15 protein-coding genes are annotated in these 17,847 nt (G+C 68.2%); 8 read left to right on the top strand and 7 right to left on the bottom strand.

The genetic code is table 11. The features are described from left to right. The first annotated feature begins 53 nt into the window (after positions 1–53). From GO615_RS12555 to tldD, 3 genes are all read left to right on the top strand, one after another. Positions 54–3,953 carry a YhdP family protein gene (locus tag GO615_RS12555; RefSeq protein WP_169128477.1) on the top strand — a complete coding sequence of 1,300 codons (3,900 nt, stop codon included), beginning with the start codon at positions 54–56 and terminating at the stop codon, positions 3,951–3,953. Next, positions 3,950–4,786 (top strand): nitrilase-related carbon-nitrogen hydrolase, encoded by an 837-nt coding sequence (locus GO615_RS12550; RefSeq protein ID WP_169128475.1) that lies wholly within the window; start codon positions 3,950–3,952, stop codon positions 4,784–4,786. The genes GO615_RS12555 and GO615_RS12550 overlap by 4 nt, the downstream gene beginning before the upstream one ends. Positions 4,787–4,862: 76 nt before the next feature. Further along, a complete protein-coding gene (tldD, locus tag GO615_RS12545; protein ID WP_169128473.1) occupies positions 4,863–6,308 on the top strand; it encodes a metalloprotease TldD in 1,446 nt (481 codons plus the stop codon). A gap of 39 nt (positions 6,309–6,347) precedes the next feature. Here the strand turns inward: tldD and GO615_RS12540 are convergent, their stop codons facing one another. From GO615_RS12540 to GO615_RS12525, 4 genes are all read right to left on the bottom strand, one after another. Further along, entirely contained in the window at positions 6,348–6,689 is a 342-nt protein-coding gene (locus tag GO615_RS12540; RefSeq protein ID WP_169128471.1) for a BON domain-containing protein, read from the bottom strand. A 232-nt stretch (positions 6,690–6,921) separates the two neighbouring features. Continuing rightward, positions 6,922–8,358 (bottom strand): sigma 54-interacting transcriptional regulator, encoded by a 1,437-nt coding sequence (locus GO615_RS12535; RefSeq protein WP_169128469.1) that lies wholly within the window; start codon positions 8,356–8,358, stop codon positions 6,922–6,924. Continuing rightward, the gene (locus GO615_RS12530; protein WP_169128467.1) at positions 8,355–9,008 is read right to left on the bottom strand and encodes a permease; all 654 of its coding nucleotides are present in this window, start codon (positions 9,006–9,008) and stop codon (positions 8,355–8,357) included. The genes GO615_RS12535 and GO615_RS12530 overlap by 4 nt, the downstream gene beginning before the upstream one ends. After that, positions 8,998–10,401 carry a sensor histidine kinase gene (locus GO615_RS12525; protein ID WP_169128465.1) on the bottom strand — a complete coding sequence of 468 codons (1,404 nt, stop codon included), beginning with the start codon at positions 10,399–10,401 and terminating at the stop codon, positions 8,998–9,000. Before GO615_RS12525 ends, GO615_RS12530 begins: the two co-directional genes overlap by 11 nt. A gap of 331 nt (positions 10,402–10,732) precedes the next feature. Between GO615_RS12525 and GO615_RS12520 the strand changes: the two genes are divergently transcribed. Continuing rightward, positions 10,733–11,377 (top strand): bactofilin family protein, encoded by a 645-nt coding sequence (locus tag GO615_RS12520; protein WP_169128463.1) that lies wholly within the window; start codon positions 10,733–10,735, stop codon positions 11,375–11,377. Between the two features lie 63 nt (positions 11,378–11,440). Here GO615_RS12520 and GO615_RS12515 read toward each other — a convergent pair whose 3' ends face one another. The 3 genes from GO615_RS12515 to GO615_RS12505 are packed head-to-tail and all read right to left on the bottom strand — an operon-like array spanning position 11,441 to position 14,253. After that, on the bottom strand, positions 11,441–11,806 hold the full coding sequence (locus GO615_RS12515) for a PilZ domain-containing protein (RefSeq protein WP_169128461.1): 366 nt from the start codon (positions 11,804–11,806) through the stop codon (positions 11,441–11,443). A 33-nt stretch (positions 11,807–11,839) separates the two neighbouring features. Beyond that, positions 11,840–12,484, bottom strand: a complete 645-nt coding sequence (locus tag GO615_RS12510; RefSeq protein ID WP_169128459.1) for a lytic transglycosylase domain-containing protein — start codon at positions 12,482–12,484, stop codon at positions 11,840–11,842. A 20-nt stretch (positions 12,485–12,504) separates the two neighbouring features. Then, positions 12,505–14,253: a proline--tRNA ligase gene (locus GO615_RS12505; RefSeq protein WP_169128457.1), complete on the bottom strand. Its 1,749-nt coding sequence runs from the start codon at positions 14,251–14,253 to the stop codon at positions 12,505–12,507. A gap of 218 nt (positions 14,254–14,471) precedes the next feature. Between GO615_RS12505 and GO615_RS12500 the strand changes: the two genes are divergently transcribed. The 4 genes from GO615_RS12500 to GO615_RS12485 all read left to right on the top strand — a co-directional run bounded on the left by GO615_RS12500 (position 14,472) and on the right by GO615_RS12485 (position 17,835). Continuing rightward, positions 14,472–15,002: an RNA pyrophosphohydrolase gene (locus tag GO615_RS12500; RefSeq protein ID WP_076601672.1), complete on the top strand. Its 531-nt coding sequence runs from the start codon at positions 14,472–14,474 to the stop codon at positions 15,000–15,002. Positions 15,003–15,249: 247 nt separating this feature from the next. Beyond that, positions 15,250–15,843: a CBS domain-containing protein gene (locus GO615_RS12495; RefSeq protein ID WP_169128455.1), complete on the top strand. Its 594-nt coding sequence runs from the start codon at positions 15,250–15,252 to the stop codon at positions 15,841–15,843. A gap of 143 nt (positions 15,844–15,986) precedes the next feature. Next, positions 15,987–16,406: a rubrerythrin family protein gene (locus GO615_RS12490; RefSeq protein ID WP_169128449.1), complete on the top strand. Its 420-nt coding sequence runs from the start codon at positions 15,987–15,989 to the stop codon at positions 16,404–16,406. 88 nt (positions 16,407–16,494) lie between these two features. Continuing rightward, complete coding sequence (locus GO615_RS12485) at positions 16,495–17,835, top strand: heterodisulfide reductase-related iron-sulfur binding cluster (protein ID WP_169128448.1); 1,341 nt, start codon at positions 16,495–16,497, stop codon at positions 17,833–17,835. Positions 17,836–17,847: the final 12 nt, after the last annotated feature.

Raw genomic sequence — 17,847 nt, 5'->3', positions numbered from 1 at the left:
CGAAGCCGGTCCGCATTCAGTCGTCTTGCGGCGACGCTTCCGCCTTATTGCCGATGAACGCTCCTCACGCCCATCTCCCTGACGTCCGCAACATCGTCGCAACCGCGCGCCGTGGCCGCCTGTGGCGCGTGCTGTCGGTCGTCGTGCTGGTGGCCTGGTTCGTCGCGGGGGCGGGGTTCCTGTTGGTGCGCGAGGTGCTGGTGCCGCGCGTGGGCGAGTTCCGCGCGGAGGTGGCGGGTGCGATCTCGGCCGCGGCCGGCCTGCCGGTGTCGATCGAGAATCTGTCCGCCGACCTGTCGGGCCTGCGCCCGCGCCTGCACCTGGCCGGCTTCGAGCTGAAGGATGCCTCGGGGCGTCCGGCACTGCGCCTGGAAAGCGTGGACGCGACCCTGTCGTGGTCCTCGCTGCTGCGCGCCGAACCGCATTTCCATCGCATCGAGCTGAAGGGGCCGGTGCTCGCGATGCGCCGCGAGGTCGATGGCGCGATCTACGTCGCGGGCGTGCGCATCGACCCGGAAGCGAGCGCGGACGGGACGCTGGCGGACTGGCTGTTCGCACAGCGCGAGATCGTCGTGCGCGATGCGAGCGTCGGCTGGACCGACGCGCTGCGCGGTGCGCCGGAGCTGAATCTCGCGGGGGTGCAGTTCCGCCTGCTGCGCAGCGGGCCGCGCTACCAATTCGCGCTGCAGGCACACGCGCCGGCCGAGCTTGCGCCGATGGTCGAGGTGCGTGGCGATCTGGAGAGCCGCACGCCGGCCGATCCGTCGTCGTGGGCGGGACAACTGTACCTTGCCGCGGACGAGGCGAGCCTGGGCGGGTGGCGGACCTGGATCGATTATCCCGTCGCGCTCGCAGGCGAAGGCGGAGTGCATGCCTGGGTGGGAGTGGACAAGGGCGGTATCGAATCGCTGGCGGTCGATCTCGCGCTCGACGACGTGAATACGCGCCTCGGCGACGACCTGCCGGTGCTCGAACTCGCGGGCGTGCGCGGGCGCCTCGCGGGGCGGCGCACGCCGGATGGCATGGAGTTTTCCGCCCACGGACTGGAATTGTCGACGGTCGATGGCCTCGTGGTTGCGCCGACGGATATGGACCTGACGCTGCGCGGCACCGATGACGGCACACCCGACGGCGGAAAATTCACCAGCGGCCGCCTCGATTTTCGCGTGCTCAGCGAGCTCGCGGCGCACCTGCCCTTCGACCCCGCGGTGCGCGAGCGTCTTGGTGCGTTCGCCCCGCAGGGTACCCTTGATGATCTGCGTCTCGAGTGGCGCGGCCCGCCCGAGCAGCTCGAGACATGGAAGCTCCATGCGCGTTTCGACGGAATCGGGCTCAATCCGCAGGGGGTGCTTCCGGGGCTCGCGGGCATGTCCGGCGAGATCGAGGGTGACGAGCGCGGCGGACGCTTCCGCATCGCCGGCCAGAACGCCGCGCTGGAGTTGCCGGCGGTGTTCCCCGAGGCCCACATCGCTTTCTCGACCTTGCGCGCTGACGGGCGCTGGACGCAGTCCGCCGGACGCCTCGAAATCGCGCTCGACAGCGCGAGCTTCGAGAATCCCGATGCGACCGGCACGGCTTCCGGGCGCTACTGGCCCGCGGCCGAGGGAGCGGGCGAGATCGACCTCAGCGCCCGCCTGACGCGCGCCGAGAGCGGAGCGGTGTGGCGCTACCTGCCGCACGTCGTGAACGACGAGACGCGGACCTGGCTGCGGCACGGCATCGTCGGCGGGCGCGTGCCGGATGCGCGGCTGCGCCTGAGGGGCAATCTCGACGATTTCCCCTTCCGCGACCGCAAGTCGGGCGAGTTCCTCGTGACCACGCGCGTGTTCGGTGCGCGGCTGGACTATGCGGAAGGGTGGCCGTCGATCACCGACATCGACGGCGAAGTGCGCTTCGAGGGGCCGGGCATGCGCATCACCGCCGATCGCGCGCGCATCTTCGGAGTGGCGCTCGCGAAGGTCGTCGCCGATGTGCCCGATCTCGACGCCCCCGGCGGCGAGATCATGAGCATACATGGCCGCGCATCGGGGCCGACGGCGGATTTCCTGCGCTTCGTCTCCGAGAGCCCGGTATCGCGGCGCATCGACGGCTTCACCGATGCGATGCGCGCCGAAGGCACGGGCGCGCTCGACCTGAAGCTGGTGCTGCCGCTGCGCAATATCGATGCGAGCACGGTGAAGGGCGAATACCGCTTCGCGGCCAATCGCCTTGCCGTGGTCGAGGGTCTGCCGCCGCTCACGGAGGCCGCAGGCGTCGTGCGCTTCACCGAGAACGACCTCGCGATCCCCGAGGCGCGCGCGCGCCTGTACGGTGAACCGATGCAGCTCATGGCGAGCACGGCGAAGGACGGGGGCGTGGTGTTCGATGCCCGCGGCGGGCTCAAGGTGCAGGCCGTGCGCGAGGCGCACGATTGGCCCGGTCTCGATCACCTTTCGGGCGGCTCGGCGTGGCAGGCCAACATCGATGTGCGCTCGCAGGGCACGCGCGTGGTGGTCGACTCCACGCTGGCGGGCGTCGCGTCGAGCCTCCCCGAACCGCTGAACAAGAGCGCCACTGCCGCGTGGCCGCTGCGCGTGACGCTGGACTTCCCCGCCAACGGCAAGTCCGAGAGCCTGGGCATCGCGCTCGAAGGGCGTGGCGAACTGCTGCTGGAGCGCCGTCGCGAAGGCGATGCCTGGGGAGCAGCGCGCGGCGGCGTCGGCGTGCATGCCGGCGTTCCCGCCGGGGAATCCGGTTTCGCAATCGCCGCCAAGCTCGACGAGCTCGACGTCGATGCCTGGCGCAAGGTGTTCGATGCCGCCGCGGCGGGGGAGCACAAGGATGAACCCGACGGGGGCGCAGTCGCCGTCTCGGCGGTGGACCTGCGGGCGAAGCGCCTGATCGGCTTCGGCCATGAGCTGGGCGATGCGCACCTCAGCGTGCGTTCCGACGCGGGCGGCTGGAAGGGGCGCATCGAGAGCCGCGAGGCCGAGGGTGAGTTCGACTGGCGGGAAGGCGGCGATGGTACCCTGCGTGCGCGGCTTAAGCGGCTCGTGCTCGGCGCCAGCCACGACGCCGCGCCGGAAACCGCGGATGCGGCAGAGGGGGGCGCCGACACGGACGAGCCGCCGCGCCGCTTGCCCGCGCTCGATGTCGTCGTCGAGCGCTTCTCGCTGCGCGGCATCGAGTTCGGCCGCCTCGAATTGCAGGCGCGCAACCGCAGCGGGATGTGGCATCTCGAATCGGTCTCGCTCGCCAATCCGGATGGCAGTCTGGGCGGTTCCGGCCTGTGGCGTCCCGGCACGCGGCCGCAGACGGATCTCGATTTCCGCCTGGAGGCGCGCGATATCGGCCAGCTCGCGAGCCGGCTGGGCTACGGCGAAGTTGTCCGCGGCGGCAAGGCCGTGCTGGCGGGCAAGCTCGCGTGGCGCGGTGCGCCGACGCGCATCCACTATCCCTCGCTGACCGGCACGATGATGGTCGAGGCCGAGGACGGTCAGTTCCGCAAGCTCAACCCCGGCATGGGACGCCTGCTCGGTGTGCTCAGCCTGCAGTCGTTGCCGCGGCGTCTCACGCTGGACTTCCGCGACGTGTTCAGCGAAGGATTCGCCTTCGACAGCATTTCCGGTAGCATCAAGGCGGCTTCGGGGCAGTTGCGTACCGACGATCTGCAGATCCGCGGTCCCTCGGCGCGCGTGCGGATGAGCGGGTCGGTCGACCTCGAGGACGAGACGCAGGACCTGCGCGTGAGGGTGCAGCCGACGCTGGCCGAATCGGTCGCGTTGGGTACCGCGGCCGGGCTCATCAATCCGGTCGCGGGCGTCGTTGCCTACGTCGCGCAGAAGGCCTTGAGCGATCCGATCGAGAAGATGTTCGCGTTCAGTTATTCGATCACCGGCAACTGGGCCGACCCGAAAGTCGAGAAACTCTCCGCCGCGAGCTCCGGCACGGCGGACCCATCGAAGCAGGAGTGAGCCGCTTGAACCGTTCCGCCCCCGTACGCATCGCCGCGGTCCAGACCGTCTCCGGCCCCGACGTCGGCGACAACCTGCGCGTCGCCGGCGAGCTGATCGCCGACGCCGCGGCCGTGGGCGCGAAGTTGGTCGCCCTGCCCGAATATTTCCCGCTGATCACCGCCGACGAGACTGTCAAGGTGGCGATCCGCGAAGCCGACGGGCATGGTCCGATCCAGGACTTCATGCGCGAGACCGCCGCGCGCCACGGCGTGTGGCTCGTCGGCGGCACGATCCCGCTGGTCGCGGACTCCGATGCCAAGGTGCGCAATTCGACACTGGTGTTCGATGACCGCGGCGAGCGCGTCGCACGCTACGACAAGATCCACCTGTTCGGCTTCCAGAAGGGCGCCGAACGCTACGACGAGGCGGCGACAATCGAGGCCGGCCGCGAAGTCGTGACCTTCGAGGCCCCCTGCGGCCGCACTGGGCTATCGGTGTGCTACGACCTGCGCTTCCCCGAGCTCTTCCGCGCGATGGGGCCGATCGATCTCATCATCCTGCCGGCCGCCTTCACCTACACCACGGGCCGCGACCATTGGGAAGTGCTGCTGCGCGCCCGCGCGATCGAGAACCAGTGCTACGTGATGGCTCCGGCCCAGGGCGGGCGCCATCCGAGCGGCCGTGTGACCTGGGGCCACACGCTGATCGCCGACCCGTGGGGCGAAATCCTCGCGTGCCGCGACGAAGGGCCGGGCGTGGTGTGGGCGGATCTCGACCCCGCGCGCATTGCGGCCGTGCGCGAGAGCCTGCCGGCGCTGCGCCACCGCTGCCTCGGCACGGCGAACGCCTGACGACGGCACCGCCCTTTTTGACCTTATTCGCGTTGCCCGTGTCGAACCGGACGGACAACCCCAACCTGGACGAACAATGAGCCGAGCACAGAACCCCCTCAAGGTCGCCGACCGTTACCTCCTCAACCCCTACGATCTGGGCGAGGTGGAGCTCGAGAAGGTGTTCCGCAAGCTGATGCGCCATCGCCTCGACTATGCCGACCTGTACTTCCAGTACCACCGCTCGGAGGGCTGGAGCCTCGAGGAAGGCATCGTCAAGTCGGGCAGTTTCAACATCGAGCAGGGCGTTGGCGTGCGTGCGATCAGTGGCGAGAAGACCGCCTTCGCCTACTCCGACGACATCTCGCTGCCCGCCCTCACCGCGGCGGCCGAGGCGACGCGCGCGATCGCCGACGCAGGCGGCCGGCGCAGCGTCGCGATCGCCCCGCATGCCGGCAAATCGCGCCTGTACCGCGGCGAGGATCCGCTCGCCTCGCTCGACGACACCGCCAAGGTGAAGCTCCTCGAGCGCCTCGAAGGCTTCGCGCGCGGCGAGGATCCGCGTGTCACCCAGGTCATGGCGCATATCGCCGGCTCGTGGGAAGTGGTGCTCGTCGCGCGCAGCGACGGCCACATGGCGGCCGACGTGCGTCCGCTCGTGCGCGTGTCGGTCACCGTGATCATGGAAGACAAGGGCCACCGCGAGCAGGGCAGTGCCGGCGGCGGCGGGCGCTTCGACTACGGCTACTTCGACGACGGCCGCCTGCAGGAGTACGCGCGCGCGGCGGTGCATCAGGCGAGCGTGAACCTCGCTGCCGGCCCCGCGCCGGCGGGCACCATGAGCGTCGTGCTCGGTCCCGGCTGGCCCGGCATCCTGCTGCACGAGGCGATCGGCCACGGCCTCGAGGGCGACTTCAACCGCAAGGGCAGTTCCGCGTTTTCCGGGCGCATGGGCCAGCAGGTCGCGGCGAAGGGCGTCACCGTCGTCGACGACGGCACGCTGCCTGACCGTCGCGGTTCGCTGACCATCGACGACGAGGGCAACCCCACGGAGCGCACGGTGCTGATCGAGGACGGCATCCTCACCGGCTACATGCAGGACACCATGAACGCGCGGCTCATGGGCGTGAAGCCCACCGGCAACGGCCGGCGCGAATCCTTCGCCCACCTGCCGCTGCCGCGCATGACCAACACCTACATGCTGAATGGCGACAAGGCGCCCGAGGAGATCATCAAGTCGGTGAAGAAGGGCCTGTACGCGGTGAACTTCGGCGGCGGGCAGGTCGACATCACCTCGGGCAAGTTCGTGTTCTCGACCGCCGAGGCCTACCTCATCGAGAACGGCAAGGTCACGCGTCCGGTGAAGGGCGCCACGCTGATCGGCAACGGTCCCGATGCGCTCACGCGCGTGTCGATGATCGGCAACGACATGGCGCTCGATCCGGGCGTGGGCACCTGCGGCAAGGACGGCCAGAGCGTCCCGGTCGGCGTCGGCCAGCCCACGCTGCGCCTCGACGGGCTGACCGTCGGCGGCACTGCCTGAGCAGGCGGGGGGATGCCGGCTCAGGCGGCGCGCCGACGTTCAGCGTTCCGCCAGCTCCAGCGCGTTCTCCACCAGACGCACGCCGCGCACGTTCAGCACCGTACGCTGGGCGCGCGCGCGCTGTTCCTCGTTGACGACGACGCCGGCGAGCGTCACGCGCCCCGCATGCGCCGAGACCGCGATGTGCGCGCTGTTCAGCTCGGGGTCCGCCCCGATCGCCGTCTTGATCTCGCGCTGGAGATTGTGGTCGTGTTCGTCGCGCACCACGGCCGCGGTTGCCTGAGCCACCGCCACGAGGCTGTCGGCCCGTGCCGGCGTACCGATACCGAATGCGATGGCGCTGGTGGTGAGTAGGGAAACGATGTTCTTGCGGGTGATCACGTCGGGGCTCCTTCTGCAAAGAGTCATGTAGCTCTGTGCGCGCGCTAGGGGACGCGCTTCGCTCTTCGTGCAGCAGGTGGCGTGCCAGCTCCCGTCAAGGCCGCTGCGGATGCGGGCCGTGCGGGTGTCCCCGCGCATTTCCGCATCCTCGCGGCGGCCGGAATCCCGGCTGGCGCCAACAAACTGTCGTTGTACCCCGACGTCGATCCGCGGTGTCGCGTAAGTGCCTGATTCAGTGGAGTTCGTGTTGTCGCTCTCGGGCGACATCGGCACTTTCGCCGCGGAACAGGCTGGGCGTCAGGGAGTGCCGCTGCAGCAGGCGGTAGAACTCGGTGCGGTTGCGGTCCGCGAGGCGGGCCGCATCGGACACGTTGCCGTCGGTGAGTTTCAGCAGCTGGATCAGGTAGTTGCGTTCGAATCGCATCTTCGCCTCGGCGTAGCTCAGCGCCTCGATGCTCGGCCCGCGCAGCGCACGCTCGACCAGCGCAAGCGGGATCAAAGGCGTCGTTGCGAGTGCGCTGGCCTGTTCCACCACATTCTGGAGCTGGCGGATGTTGCCCGGCCATGCGGCCGTGGTCAGCGCCTCGAGCGCCTCCGGCGCGAAGCCGCGCAGACGCTTCCGATACTTGCGCGCGAGACCCTGCAGGAAATGGTTCGCCAGCAGCGGGATGTCCTCGCGCCGCTCGTCCAGCGTCGGCAGGTTGAGGCTGACCACGTTAAGGCGATAGAACAGGTCTTCGCGGAAGGTTCCGGCGACCAGCGCAGCCTCGAGATCGCGGTGCGTCGCCGAAAGGATGCGCACGTCGATCTCCTGAGCACGGCTGGCGCCGACCGGGCGCACGGCGCGCTCCTGCAGCACCCGCAACAGCTTCACCTGCAGCGCGAGCGGCATGTCGCCGATCTCGTCGAGAAACACCGTGCCTCCGTTCGCAGCCTGAAACAGGCCTGTATGCGCACTGGCCGCACCGGTGAAGGCGCCCTTCACGTGGCCGAAGAGTTCCGATTCGAGCAGCTGCTCCGGAATCGCGCCGCAGTTGATCGCGATGAAGGGACGGGCGGCGCGCGGGCTGGCGTCGTGGATCGCGCGCGCCAGCAGCTCCTTGCCGGTGCCGCTGTCGCCGCGTATCAGCACGCTGGCGTCCGAGGCGGCGACGAGCTGGGCCTCGTCCAGCACCGTCGCCATGCGGCTGCTGTGGCTGATGATCCCGTCGCGCCATCCTGCGGTCGCCTTGCCCTCCTCGCAGGAGGTGTGGGGCGTGCCGCCGATCTGCAGCGCCTGCGCGATCTTGCCGAGCAGCGCCTTGCTGTCGAACGGCTTGGTCAGATAGCCGAACACCCCGCGCGAGGTCGCCTCCACCGCATCCGGGATGGTGCCGTGGGCGGTCAGCAGGATCACCGGCAGCGCCGGCCAGGTCTGGCGGATCTCCTCGAACAGCACCAGCCCGTCGCGGTCGGGCAGGCGCACGTCGCTCAACACCAGGCCGAAGCGTTCCACTGCCAGGCAGGCCAGCGCGGCCTCGGCACTTCCAGCCGTGCTGACGCGATACCCGCTCGCGCGCAGGCGCATCGACAGCAGCCGCAGCAGGTCGGCGTCGTCGTCGACGACCAGCAGATGGGCGCCTTCCGGCGCTGTCCGGGCTTCACCTGCCGTGGAAGGGTTCATCCTCATTTCTCGCTTCTCCTTTCCCGCGATGACGGCAGCGGCGGCGTCGGCGCGGACGGGCGCGCCGGTAGCGTGCGTTCGATTTCGGTCAATGCGTCGAGCTTCTCCTGCAGCTGTTCGCTCTGTTTCTGGGCGTCCTTGAGCTGCTGCCCCGTTCGTTCGAGCTGCTGCGTAAGGCGTTCGGCGGTGTTGTCGAGGCGCACGCGTTCCTGCAATTGCTCCGCCAGCAGGCGGGCGAGGGGCTGCAGCGCCACCGCGTCCGATTTCTCCGATCCGTTGATCGCCTCCAGCAAGGACTGCGCACGTTGAAGATTGTTGTTTCCCTGCGGATGGCTCAGCAGCATCGCCTGCTTCATCTGCGTGAGCGGGGCATTGCCCGCGCCGGCCAGGGCCGAGCGTTCGCGTGCGAGGTCCGCAGCATTCATGCCGCGGATCGATTCATGGTAGGCGAGGGCGCTGCGCACCGGCGCACTGCCGTTGCCGAGCAGCGGCGGCATCTGCGGCAAGGCGGGCAACTCCGCCGTTGCGCTGCGCACGTTCGCGCAGCCGGCCAGGGCCGCTGCAAACGCCAGCGCAACACAGGCAAGGGCTCTGCGTTTGCAGCGCCACGCGGCGGGGCCGCAGCGCGGCTGCTCGTGGGCGGAATCAGCTCTCATTCGGAAGTTCGATCCTGAAATAGGCACCTCGGGCGGACGGTTGCAGTCCCACGCGTCCGCCGTGGGCGACGACGAACTCGCGCACGATCGACAAGCCGAGGCCGCTGCCATGCCGCGGTTCCTCGGGCTGGCGCGAGCCCTGGAAGAAAGGGTCGAAGATGCGCTCGACCTCCTCGGCAGCGGCGCCCGGTCCCTGGTCGAGGCAGTCGATGCGCACCCAGCCCGGGGGCGTGCTCAGCGTCAGGCGGATCTCGCCGTCGCGCGGACTGAAGGACACCGCGTTTGCCAGCAGATTCGCCAGCACGATGCGCAATTTGTCGGGGTCGGCGCTGAACGGCGGCGGATCTCCATGCAGCACGACCCGGAGATTGCGCGTCTGGATCGGCAGCTGCTGCTCCGCGATCACGGACTCTGCCAGTGCGCGCAACTGCACCGGACGGCGGCGCAGGTTGCGTGCATGGAACACCGCGGCGTTATAACCGAGCAGATCCTCGATCCGTTCCTGCAGCGCGTGCGTGTTGTGCTGCAGGATCGCCACCACCTCGCGCTGTTCGCCGCTCAGCTCCCCGACCACGCCGTCCTCCAGCAATGCAATCCCTTCGCGCAGGGAAGCCAGCGGCGTCTTCAGCTCATGCGACACATGCCGCAGCACGCGATTGCGGTTTGCCTCGAGATCCGCGAGCCGCAGGCGCAACCAGTCCAGGCGGCGTCCGACGCGGCGCAGGTCGGCGGGGCCGGGAATCGCTACCTGCTCGTCGAAGCGGCTCTCGCCCAGTGCCTCGATCGCGGCCTCGAGGCGGTTGATCGGGCGCAGCAGCCACCAGCCCGTGAGCGCCGCGAAGGTGCAGGCCGCGATGATGGCGGCGAGCACGTGCCAGGCCAGCCTGCCGCGGTTCGCATCGAGTTGCTCGAGCAGGGCCTGGCTCTGGTGGCCGAGCTGCGCCTGCACCTCTCCGGCGAGCTGCTCGTTGAGCGGCGGCACACGGCCCAGCGCGGCGACGGCCGATTCCGCGGGAGCGTCTTCGGCGAGGCTCGCGCCGGCCGCGTCGGCGGCAGCCTGCCATTCCTCGACCAGCGCACTCACGCTCGGCGCACGCAGCGCGGCGATCGTCTGCAGCGCCGCCAGCGATTCCCGGCGCGCCAGCTCGAAGCGGTCGCGCAGCAACGGATCCCTCAGGACGAGGAACTGGCGCGCACTGCGCTCCATGTCCACGCTGCGTTCGCCCAACTGCTGCACCGCGCTGGAGTACTTCAGCGCATCGCCCACGCTCTCGCGGTGTCGTGACGCGAACTCCTCCAGCGTGATCAGCCCCCCCAGCGCGGTGGCGCCCAGGATCGCCGCAACGAGCAGGAAGCTGGCAAGCAGCGAGTGACTGAAGGACAGGCGCGACATGGCTGGAGGATCTTCGTAAACCAGCGCGACAGTTTAGGTTGCGCCCGCGCGCCCGCGTCGTAAGCAAGTGCAAGGCAGTGTTTCCGGACGATTTCAGTGTCGCCTCCAGGCGACATCAAAAAAAACAACAAAAACAGATGGATGACGATTAATGCCGCAAGTTGTGTCGCCGCCAGGCGACAGAATCTGTGCTTGTTCGGCGCGAGATTCCGTTTCCCGGGAATAACTTCATTAAATTCATGACCTTGGATTCATGGCACGGCAGCTGCTTAGGCGAACCACGGGGGCGATGATCGTCGACCCGGAAACGTTATGGATTCAAGGAGAGACCATGTTCAACAAACCCGCCCTGTTCCCCAAGGCTCCAGACACCCCGGCTTCGCGTAACAACGGCACCATGCGGTCGCCCTCGGGCAGTCTGACCTCGGGGGCGGCGTCCTCCGGTGCAAGCCTGTCGCGTAGTTCGACCGAACTGCCGGCCTCGTCCAGCGACTCCTCTCCGGTCGCTGAGGACAAGGCGCCGGTTTCGGCCAGCCCCGCCGCCGCAGCGATCGACGACAACGCCCAGGACACCGGCAGCCGCCTCATCGTCGGGCCGGACGTCAAGCTGAAGGGCGCCGAGATCCTCGACTGCGACACCCTGGTGGTCGAAGGTCGGGTCGAGGCGACGATGGACAGCCGCGTGATTCGTATCGCCGAAAACGGCTCGTTCGCGGGCACCGTCGGCATCGACGTCGCTGAGGTGCGCGGCCGCTTCGAAGGCGAGCTGACCGCCCGCAGCCAGCTGATCATCCACTCGACCGGCCGGGTCAGCGGCAAGATCCGCTACGGCAAGATCCTGATCGAGGAAGGCGGCGAGATCTCCGGCGACGTCCAGTCGCTGGCCAACGCGAAGGAGGCCAAGGATGGCGGGCGCGAAACCGTGCGCGCGGTCGGGCGCGACGAGCCCGGCGTGAAGGTCGCCGTCGGCGCCTGACGGGCTCCCCGCGCTCAGGCAAGCGGCAGCCGCCCTCCGACGAGGCCGGCTGCCTGCGATCCTTCAGCTGTCGTCGTCTTCGTCCTCGAAGCCGACCGTGAAGCGCGACAGCATCGTTTTCAGGGCTGTCTCGTTTTCCGGGCGGTCGAGCTCGAACAGGCGGAAGCCCGTGCTGCAGAACTCGGGATTGGTGTCGAAGCCCGACCACATCGCCTTGGCCGGCAACACCACGCTGCGCGCCTTGCCGTGATCGTCGGGCAGGTCGATGCGCAGGCGGTACAGCTGGCCCGTCAGCAGCTGGCTCGGGCCGTACACGAGCAGGCCGCCCTTGCTGATGTCGCCGATGCGACCGATGAATTTCCCCGTCTCGGCGTCGTACACGCGAAACGAAATCGAGATCGATCGGCGGCGAAACAGTCGGTGTTCCATGTCGTCGGTTCCCGCGTCTGAAGATTGGACGGCTCAGTTTGCCTGGCCGCGAGCCTCCGTCACCGCGAGCGTCAGCGGCTGATAGCTCCAGTGACGTTCCCATGCCGCGCGCACCGTGTTCGGGTACTCGGGCCGGCCGAGGCTGCCGTTGTAGCGCCCGAGCGCGCGGTACAGGTCACCCTTCTCGATGTCGAGGTAGTGGCGCAGGATCGTGCAGCCGTAGCGCAGGTTCGTGCGCAGGTGAAACAGATTGTCGTCGGCTCCGCCGATCAGCTTCACCCAGAACGGCATCACCTGCATGTAGCCGCGCGCCCCGGCGCTCGACACCGCGTACTTGCGAAAGCCGCTCTCGACCTGGATCAGGCCGAGCACGAGCTGCGGATCGAGCCCCGCGCGGGTCGCCTCGTAATGCACCGAGGTCAGCAGATCCTCCCGATAGATGCGATCCGGGATGCGCTTCGCCAGGCGCTGCGACATCTCGCCCAGCCAGCGGGCACGCTCGCCCGCGTCCGCGATCAGCAGCTCCGGCGCTCCCGCGTCGCTTACCGCCGCGTGCAGCGCCGCCCGCACGCTCGCGGCCATCGGTTCGTACAGCTGGTTGCCGGCCGATGCGAGGCCGCTGACGGCGAGTGTGGCCGTCAGGGCAGTGCGCAGCAGCAGTCGGAGCGTGCTCGTCATGCGTCCGTTATAGCCGAAAGTCATTCGCCCCGCAGCTTTGCGGCAACGAACCCCGCCAGGTCACCGATAGCCACCTTGGTCGCCTCGGCATCGCGCCGGCCCTGGTACTCGGCCAGGCCCTCCTTCAGACCACGTTCGCCGATCACCACGCGATGCGGCACGCCGATCAGCTCCCAGTCGGCGAACATCACGCCCGGACGCTCGTCGCGATCGTCGAGGATCGCATCCACGCCCGCGGCCAGCAGCCCTTCGTAGAGCTTCAACGCCTCGCTGCGTACTGCCTCCGATTTGCCCCAGCCCACCGGGCACACCACGATGCGGAAGGGGGCGAGCGCGTCCGGCCAGATGATGCCGCGCGCGTCGTTGTTCTGCTCGATCGCTGCGCCCAGGATGCGCGTCACGCCGATGCCGTAGCAGCCCATCTCGAAGTGCTTGGGCTTGCCGTCCTCGTCGAGGAAGGTCGCGTTCATCGCCTTCGAGTACTTCGTGCCGAGGTAGAACACGTGGCCCACCTCGATGCCGCGCTGGATCGCGAGCCGCCCCTTGCCGTCCGGGCTCGGGTCGCCCTCGATCACGTTGCGCAGGTCGGCGACGAGGTCCGGTTCGGGCAGGTCGCGCCCCCAGTTGGCCCCGGTGTAGTGATAATCCTCGTCGTTGGCGCCGCAGATGAAGTCCGACATGTTCGCGACCGTACGGTCCGCCACCACCTTCACCGGCTTCTTCATGCCGATCGGTCCGAGGTAGCCGGGCTTGCAGCCGAAGTGCTCGTGGATCTCGGCCTCGGTCGCGAAGCGGAAGCCCGCCTTCAGGCCCTCGACCTTGCTGGCCTTGACCTCGTTCAGTGCGTGGTCGCCCCGCACCAGCAGCAGCCACACCGTCACGCCGGCCGGCTTGCCCTTCTCATCGACGTCGTCGGTCGCGAGCACCAGCGACTTCACCGTCGTCGCCAGCGGCAGGCCGAGCAGTTTCGCCACGTCGGCGCAGGTGGCTGCGCCCGGGGTCGGGGTCTTCTCCAGTCCGTGCATCGGCGCGGCGCGCGACCCCAGCAGCGGCAGCGCCTCCGCCAACTCGATGTTCGCCGCGTAATCCGAATCCGGGCAGTACACGATGGCGTCCTCGCCGGTGTCGGCGATCACCTGGAACTCGTGCGAGCGGTCGCCGCCGATCGCGCCGGTGTCGGCCGCCACCGCGCGGTAGGTCAGGCCCAGGCGGTCGAAGATGCGGCAGTAGGCAGCGTACATCGCGTCGTAGCTGCGCCCCGCGGCGTCCACGTTGCGGTCGAAGGAGTAGGCGTCCTTCATCGTGAATTCGCGCCCGCGCATCACGCCGAAGCGCGGACGGCGCTCGTCGCGGAACTTGGTCTGGATCTGGTAGAAGTTCTTCGGCAGCTGGCGGTAGCTCTTCAGCTCCTGGCGTGCGATGTCGGTCACCACCTCCTCGGAGGTCGGCTGCAGCGCGAAGTCGCGCTCGTGGCGATCCTTGAAGCGCAGCATCTCCTCGCCCATCTTCTCCCAGCGGCCGGTCTCGGCCCACAGCTCGGACGGCTGCACCATCGGCATCGTCAGCTCCAGGGCGCCGGCGCGGTTCATCTCCTCGCGCACGATCTCCTCGACCTTGCGGATGACGCGCAGGCCGATCGGCAGGTAGCTGTAGATGCCTGCGGCAACCTTGCGGATGAAGCCCGCCCGCAGCATCAGCTTCTGGCTGACGACCTCGGCGTCGGCGGGGGCTTCCTTGAGGGTGGAGATGAAATACTGGCTGGCACGCATTCTGGGGTCCGCGGTAGTCGGTTGGGCAAACCACGGATTTTAGCCGGTCGCGTGCGCCTCGGGTATGTGCCGTGCAGCCGACCCGCGGCTCGCGCAAAATTCGTCGCGCGTGCGGCAAAAAGCCCTGCCGATACGGGAACATGCCACCGGTCGTGCCTTTCCAAGGCAGGGTAAGTGTGAAAAAATTGCTGCAACTCTCATGAATTGAAGGTTTGATCATGCTCGACCGTGAAGGCTATCGCCCGAACGTCGGCATCGTTCTGGTCAACGCGCGCAACGAGGTGTTCTGGGGCAAACGGATTCGCGAACATTCCTGGCAGTTCCCGCAGGGCGGCATCAAGCACGGGGAGTCCCCCGAGCAGGCGATGTTCCGGGAACTCTTCGAAGAAGTGGGTCTGCGCCCCGAGCACGTCAAGATTCTTGGCCGCACGCGCGGCTGGTTGAGGTATGACGTTCCGAAACACTGGATAAAGAGGGAATGGCGCAACACCTACCGCGGGCAGAAACAGATCTGGTTTCTCCTGCGGCTGGTCGGCCGTGATTCCGACGTCTGCCTGCGAGCCAGCAATCATCCGGAGTTCGATGCCTGGCGCTGGAGCGAGTATTGGGTGCCGCTGGAAGCTGTCATAGAGTTCAAGCGGCAGGTTTACCAGCAGGCACTGCTGGAGTTGGCGAAAAACCTGTTCCGGGTCCGTCCCGGAGAGCTTCCCGAAGCCTACCGGGCCGCCGCGGAAGCGCGCGAGCCCTGAATGTGGCATCGACGATGCCGCGCCACTGCCGGATCTTCCGGGGGCGGCGCGGCGTTCTTTTTTCGGCCCCTCCCACGTGCTGCTGAACCGTTGAACGAATGGCAGGTCGAACTGCTTGTGCCGGTTTCCGACCGGCCGCGGCGCACATCGACGGCGCCGTCTGCGGGGCGCGCGCGATTTCGGTCGAGCGATGTCTGCACGGCGCGCAAGCGCCCCTCCACGCCATCGTCTGCAATGGGAGGTGCTCATGAACCGGGAATTCGAACCGCTGCCACAAGCCCGCCTGGCGGGCTTGCTCTGCGAAGTCGCCAGAACGGATGAAAGTCGCAAGGTCTCCGCGTCTTCGCCCGCAGTCGAGGTCATGACCGATTTCACCCGGGTGCCGGCCGCGACCATTTCAGGCGAAACGCCGCTCGACGAGGCCAACCGCGCCATGCTGCTGCGCGGCGTCCGGCTCCTCCTCGTGACCGACGCGCGCCACCACGTGCGCGGCGTCCTCTCCGTCGCCGACCTCCTCGGCGAGCGCCCCGTCCATACTGCACGCGAACGCGGCGTGCCGCTCGGGGAGCTGACCGTGGACAGCGTGATGACCCCGCTCGAGAAGATTGAGGCCGTCGAACTCGGCGAGGTCATGCGTGCCGACGTGGGCCACATCGTCGCGACCTTGCGGCGTTCCGGGCGACAGCATGCCTTGGTGCTGGAGCGCGAGGAGGGCGGTCGCGGTCTTATCCGCGGCATCTTCTCCGCCTCGCAGATCGCCCGGCAACTCGGCGAACCCCAGCCGATGATCACCGAGATCGCGCGCACCTTCGCCGAGATCGAAGCCGCCATCGCGGCCTGAGCGGTCGAGCCATCCCGATAGCCCGACGCCATCGAAAACATAGCTCCATTCAATTTTCGCATGGCGCCGGCGGGTTCTAGGCTTCAAGCATCCCCGGCACCAGGCCGGGGCGGATCTTCGATTCACCGAGCGAGGAGACGACCATGGAACTGAAGGGATCCAGGACCGAAGCGAACCTGAAGGCCGCATTTGCGGGCGAATCGCAGGCCAACCGCCGTTATCTGTACTTCGCGGCAAAGGCCGACGTTGAAGGCCAGAATGACGTTGCCGCGGTGTTCCGCTCGACTGCGGAAGGCGAAACCGGGCACGCGCACGGCCACCTCGAATATCTCGAAGCCTGCGGCGACCCCGCCACCGGTCTGCCGATCGGTGCCACACGCGCCAATCTCGGCGCCGCCATCGCAGGTGAGACGCACGAGTACACCGACATGTACCCGGGCATGTCGAAAGTCGCCCGCGACGAGGGCTTCGACGAGATCGCCGATTGGTTCGAGACGCTCGCCAAGGCCGAGCGCTCGCACGCCAACCGCTTCCAGAAGGCGCTCGACGCCCTGCAGGACTGAGTCCTCGGCCGTATCCGGCCGCGGGCGAATGCCCTGACTCCTTCTTCCACGCCGCGCGGCCTGCGGGTCGCGCGCCAAGGGAGGTCGCATGTCCAAGCGGGAAGGCAGTCTCGAAGCCCCCACGCGCCATCCGATTGCGTGGCAGCGGGCCGATTACTACGACGAAGCCCGGCTGGCCCACGAGCTCGAGAGGGTGTTCGACATCTGTCACGGCTGCCGGCGCTGCGTGAACCTGTGCAACGCGTTCCCGACCCTCTTCGACCTCATCGACGAGGGCAGTACCGGCGAACTCGACGGCGTGGACAAGAAGGACTACGTCAAGGTCGTCGACCAGTGTTATCTGTGCGACCTGTGCTTCATGACGAAGTGCCCCTACGTCCCGCCGCATCCGTGGAACGTCGATTTCCCGCACCTGATGCTGCGCGCCAAGGCGGTCAAGTTCCGCAAGGGCGAAGTGCGCCTGCGCGACAAGGTGCTCACCAGCACCGACGCGCTCGGCAAGCTCGCCGCCATCCCGGTCGTCGCCCAGACCGTCAACGCCGCCAACCGCAACGGTGCCGCGCGCCGCGTGCTGCAATCCGTGCTCGGCGTCGACAAGCGGCGCGAGCTGCCGCCCTACGCCCCGACCCGATTCCGTCGCGCGGCCGAGCCGCGGGCCGAGTGGGCGGTGCGCGACGGCGAGCGCACCCCCGGCAAGGTCGCGATCTTCTCGACCTGCTACATCAACTACAACGAGCCCGGCATCGGCCACGACCTCGTCGCCGTGCTCGCGCACAACGAGATCCCGGCCGTGCTCGCCCGCCAGGAAGCCTGCTGTGGCATGCCCAAGCTCGAACTCGGGGATCTCGAAGGCGTGCGACGCCTGAAGGACGTGAACATCCCGCAACTGGCGGCGCTCGCGCGCGACGGCTACGCGATCCTCGCTGCGGTGCCTTCGTGTGCGCTGATGTTCAAGCAGGAGCTCCCGCTGCTCTTCCCGGGCGACGCCGATATCATCGCCGTCGCGGACGCGATGTTCGATCCCTTCGAGTACTTCATGCTCCGCCACCGCGACGGCCTGCTGAAAACCGACTTCAAGCAGCCGCTCGGCAAGGTGTCCTATCACATCCCCTGCCACAGCCGCGTGCAGAACATCGGACAGAAGACGCGCGAGACCCTGCAACTCGTCCCGGGCACCGAGGTCACCACCGTCGAGCGCTGCGCCGGTCACGACGGCACCTGGGGGGTCAAGGAAGAGTACTTCGAGCAGTCCATGAAGATCGGTCGCCCGGTGTTCCGCCAGATGGCGCAAGGAGCGCCGGATTACATCAGCTCCGATTGCCCCATCGCCGCCCGCCACATCCGGCAGGGCATCCGCGACGGCGGCAAGGAACTCGAGGCCGAGAAGGCCCACCCCCTGACCCTGCTGCGCAGGGCCTACGGACTGTGAGGAATCGACCCG

The organism is Aromatoleum evansii (assembly GCF_012910805.1).
GTDB lineage: Bacteria > Pseudomonadota > Gammaproteobacteria > Burkholderiales > Rhodocyclaceae > Aromatoleum > Aromatoleum evansii.
Note: the sequence above shows the minus strand (reverse complement) of the source record. Positions and strands in the feature narration are given on the sequence as shown.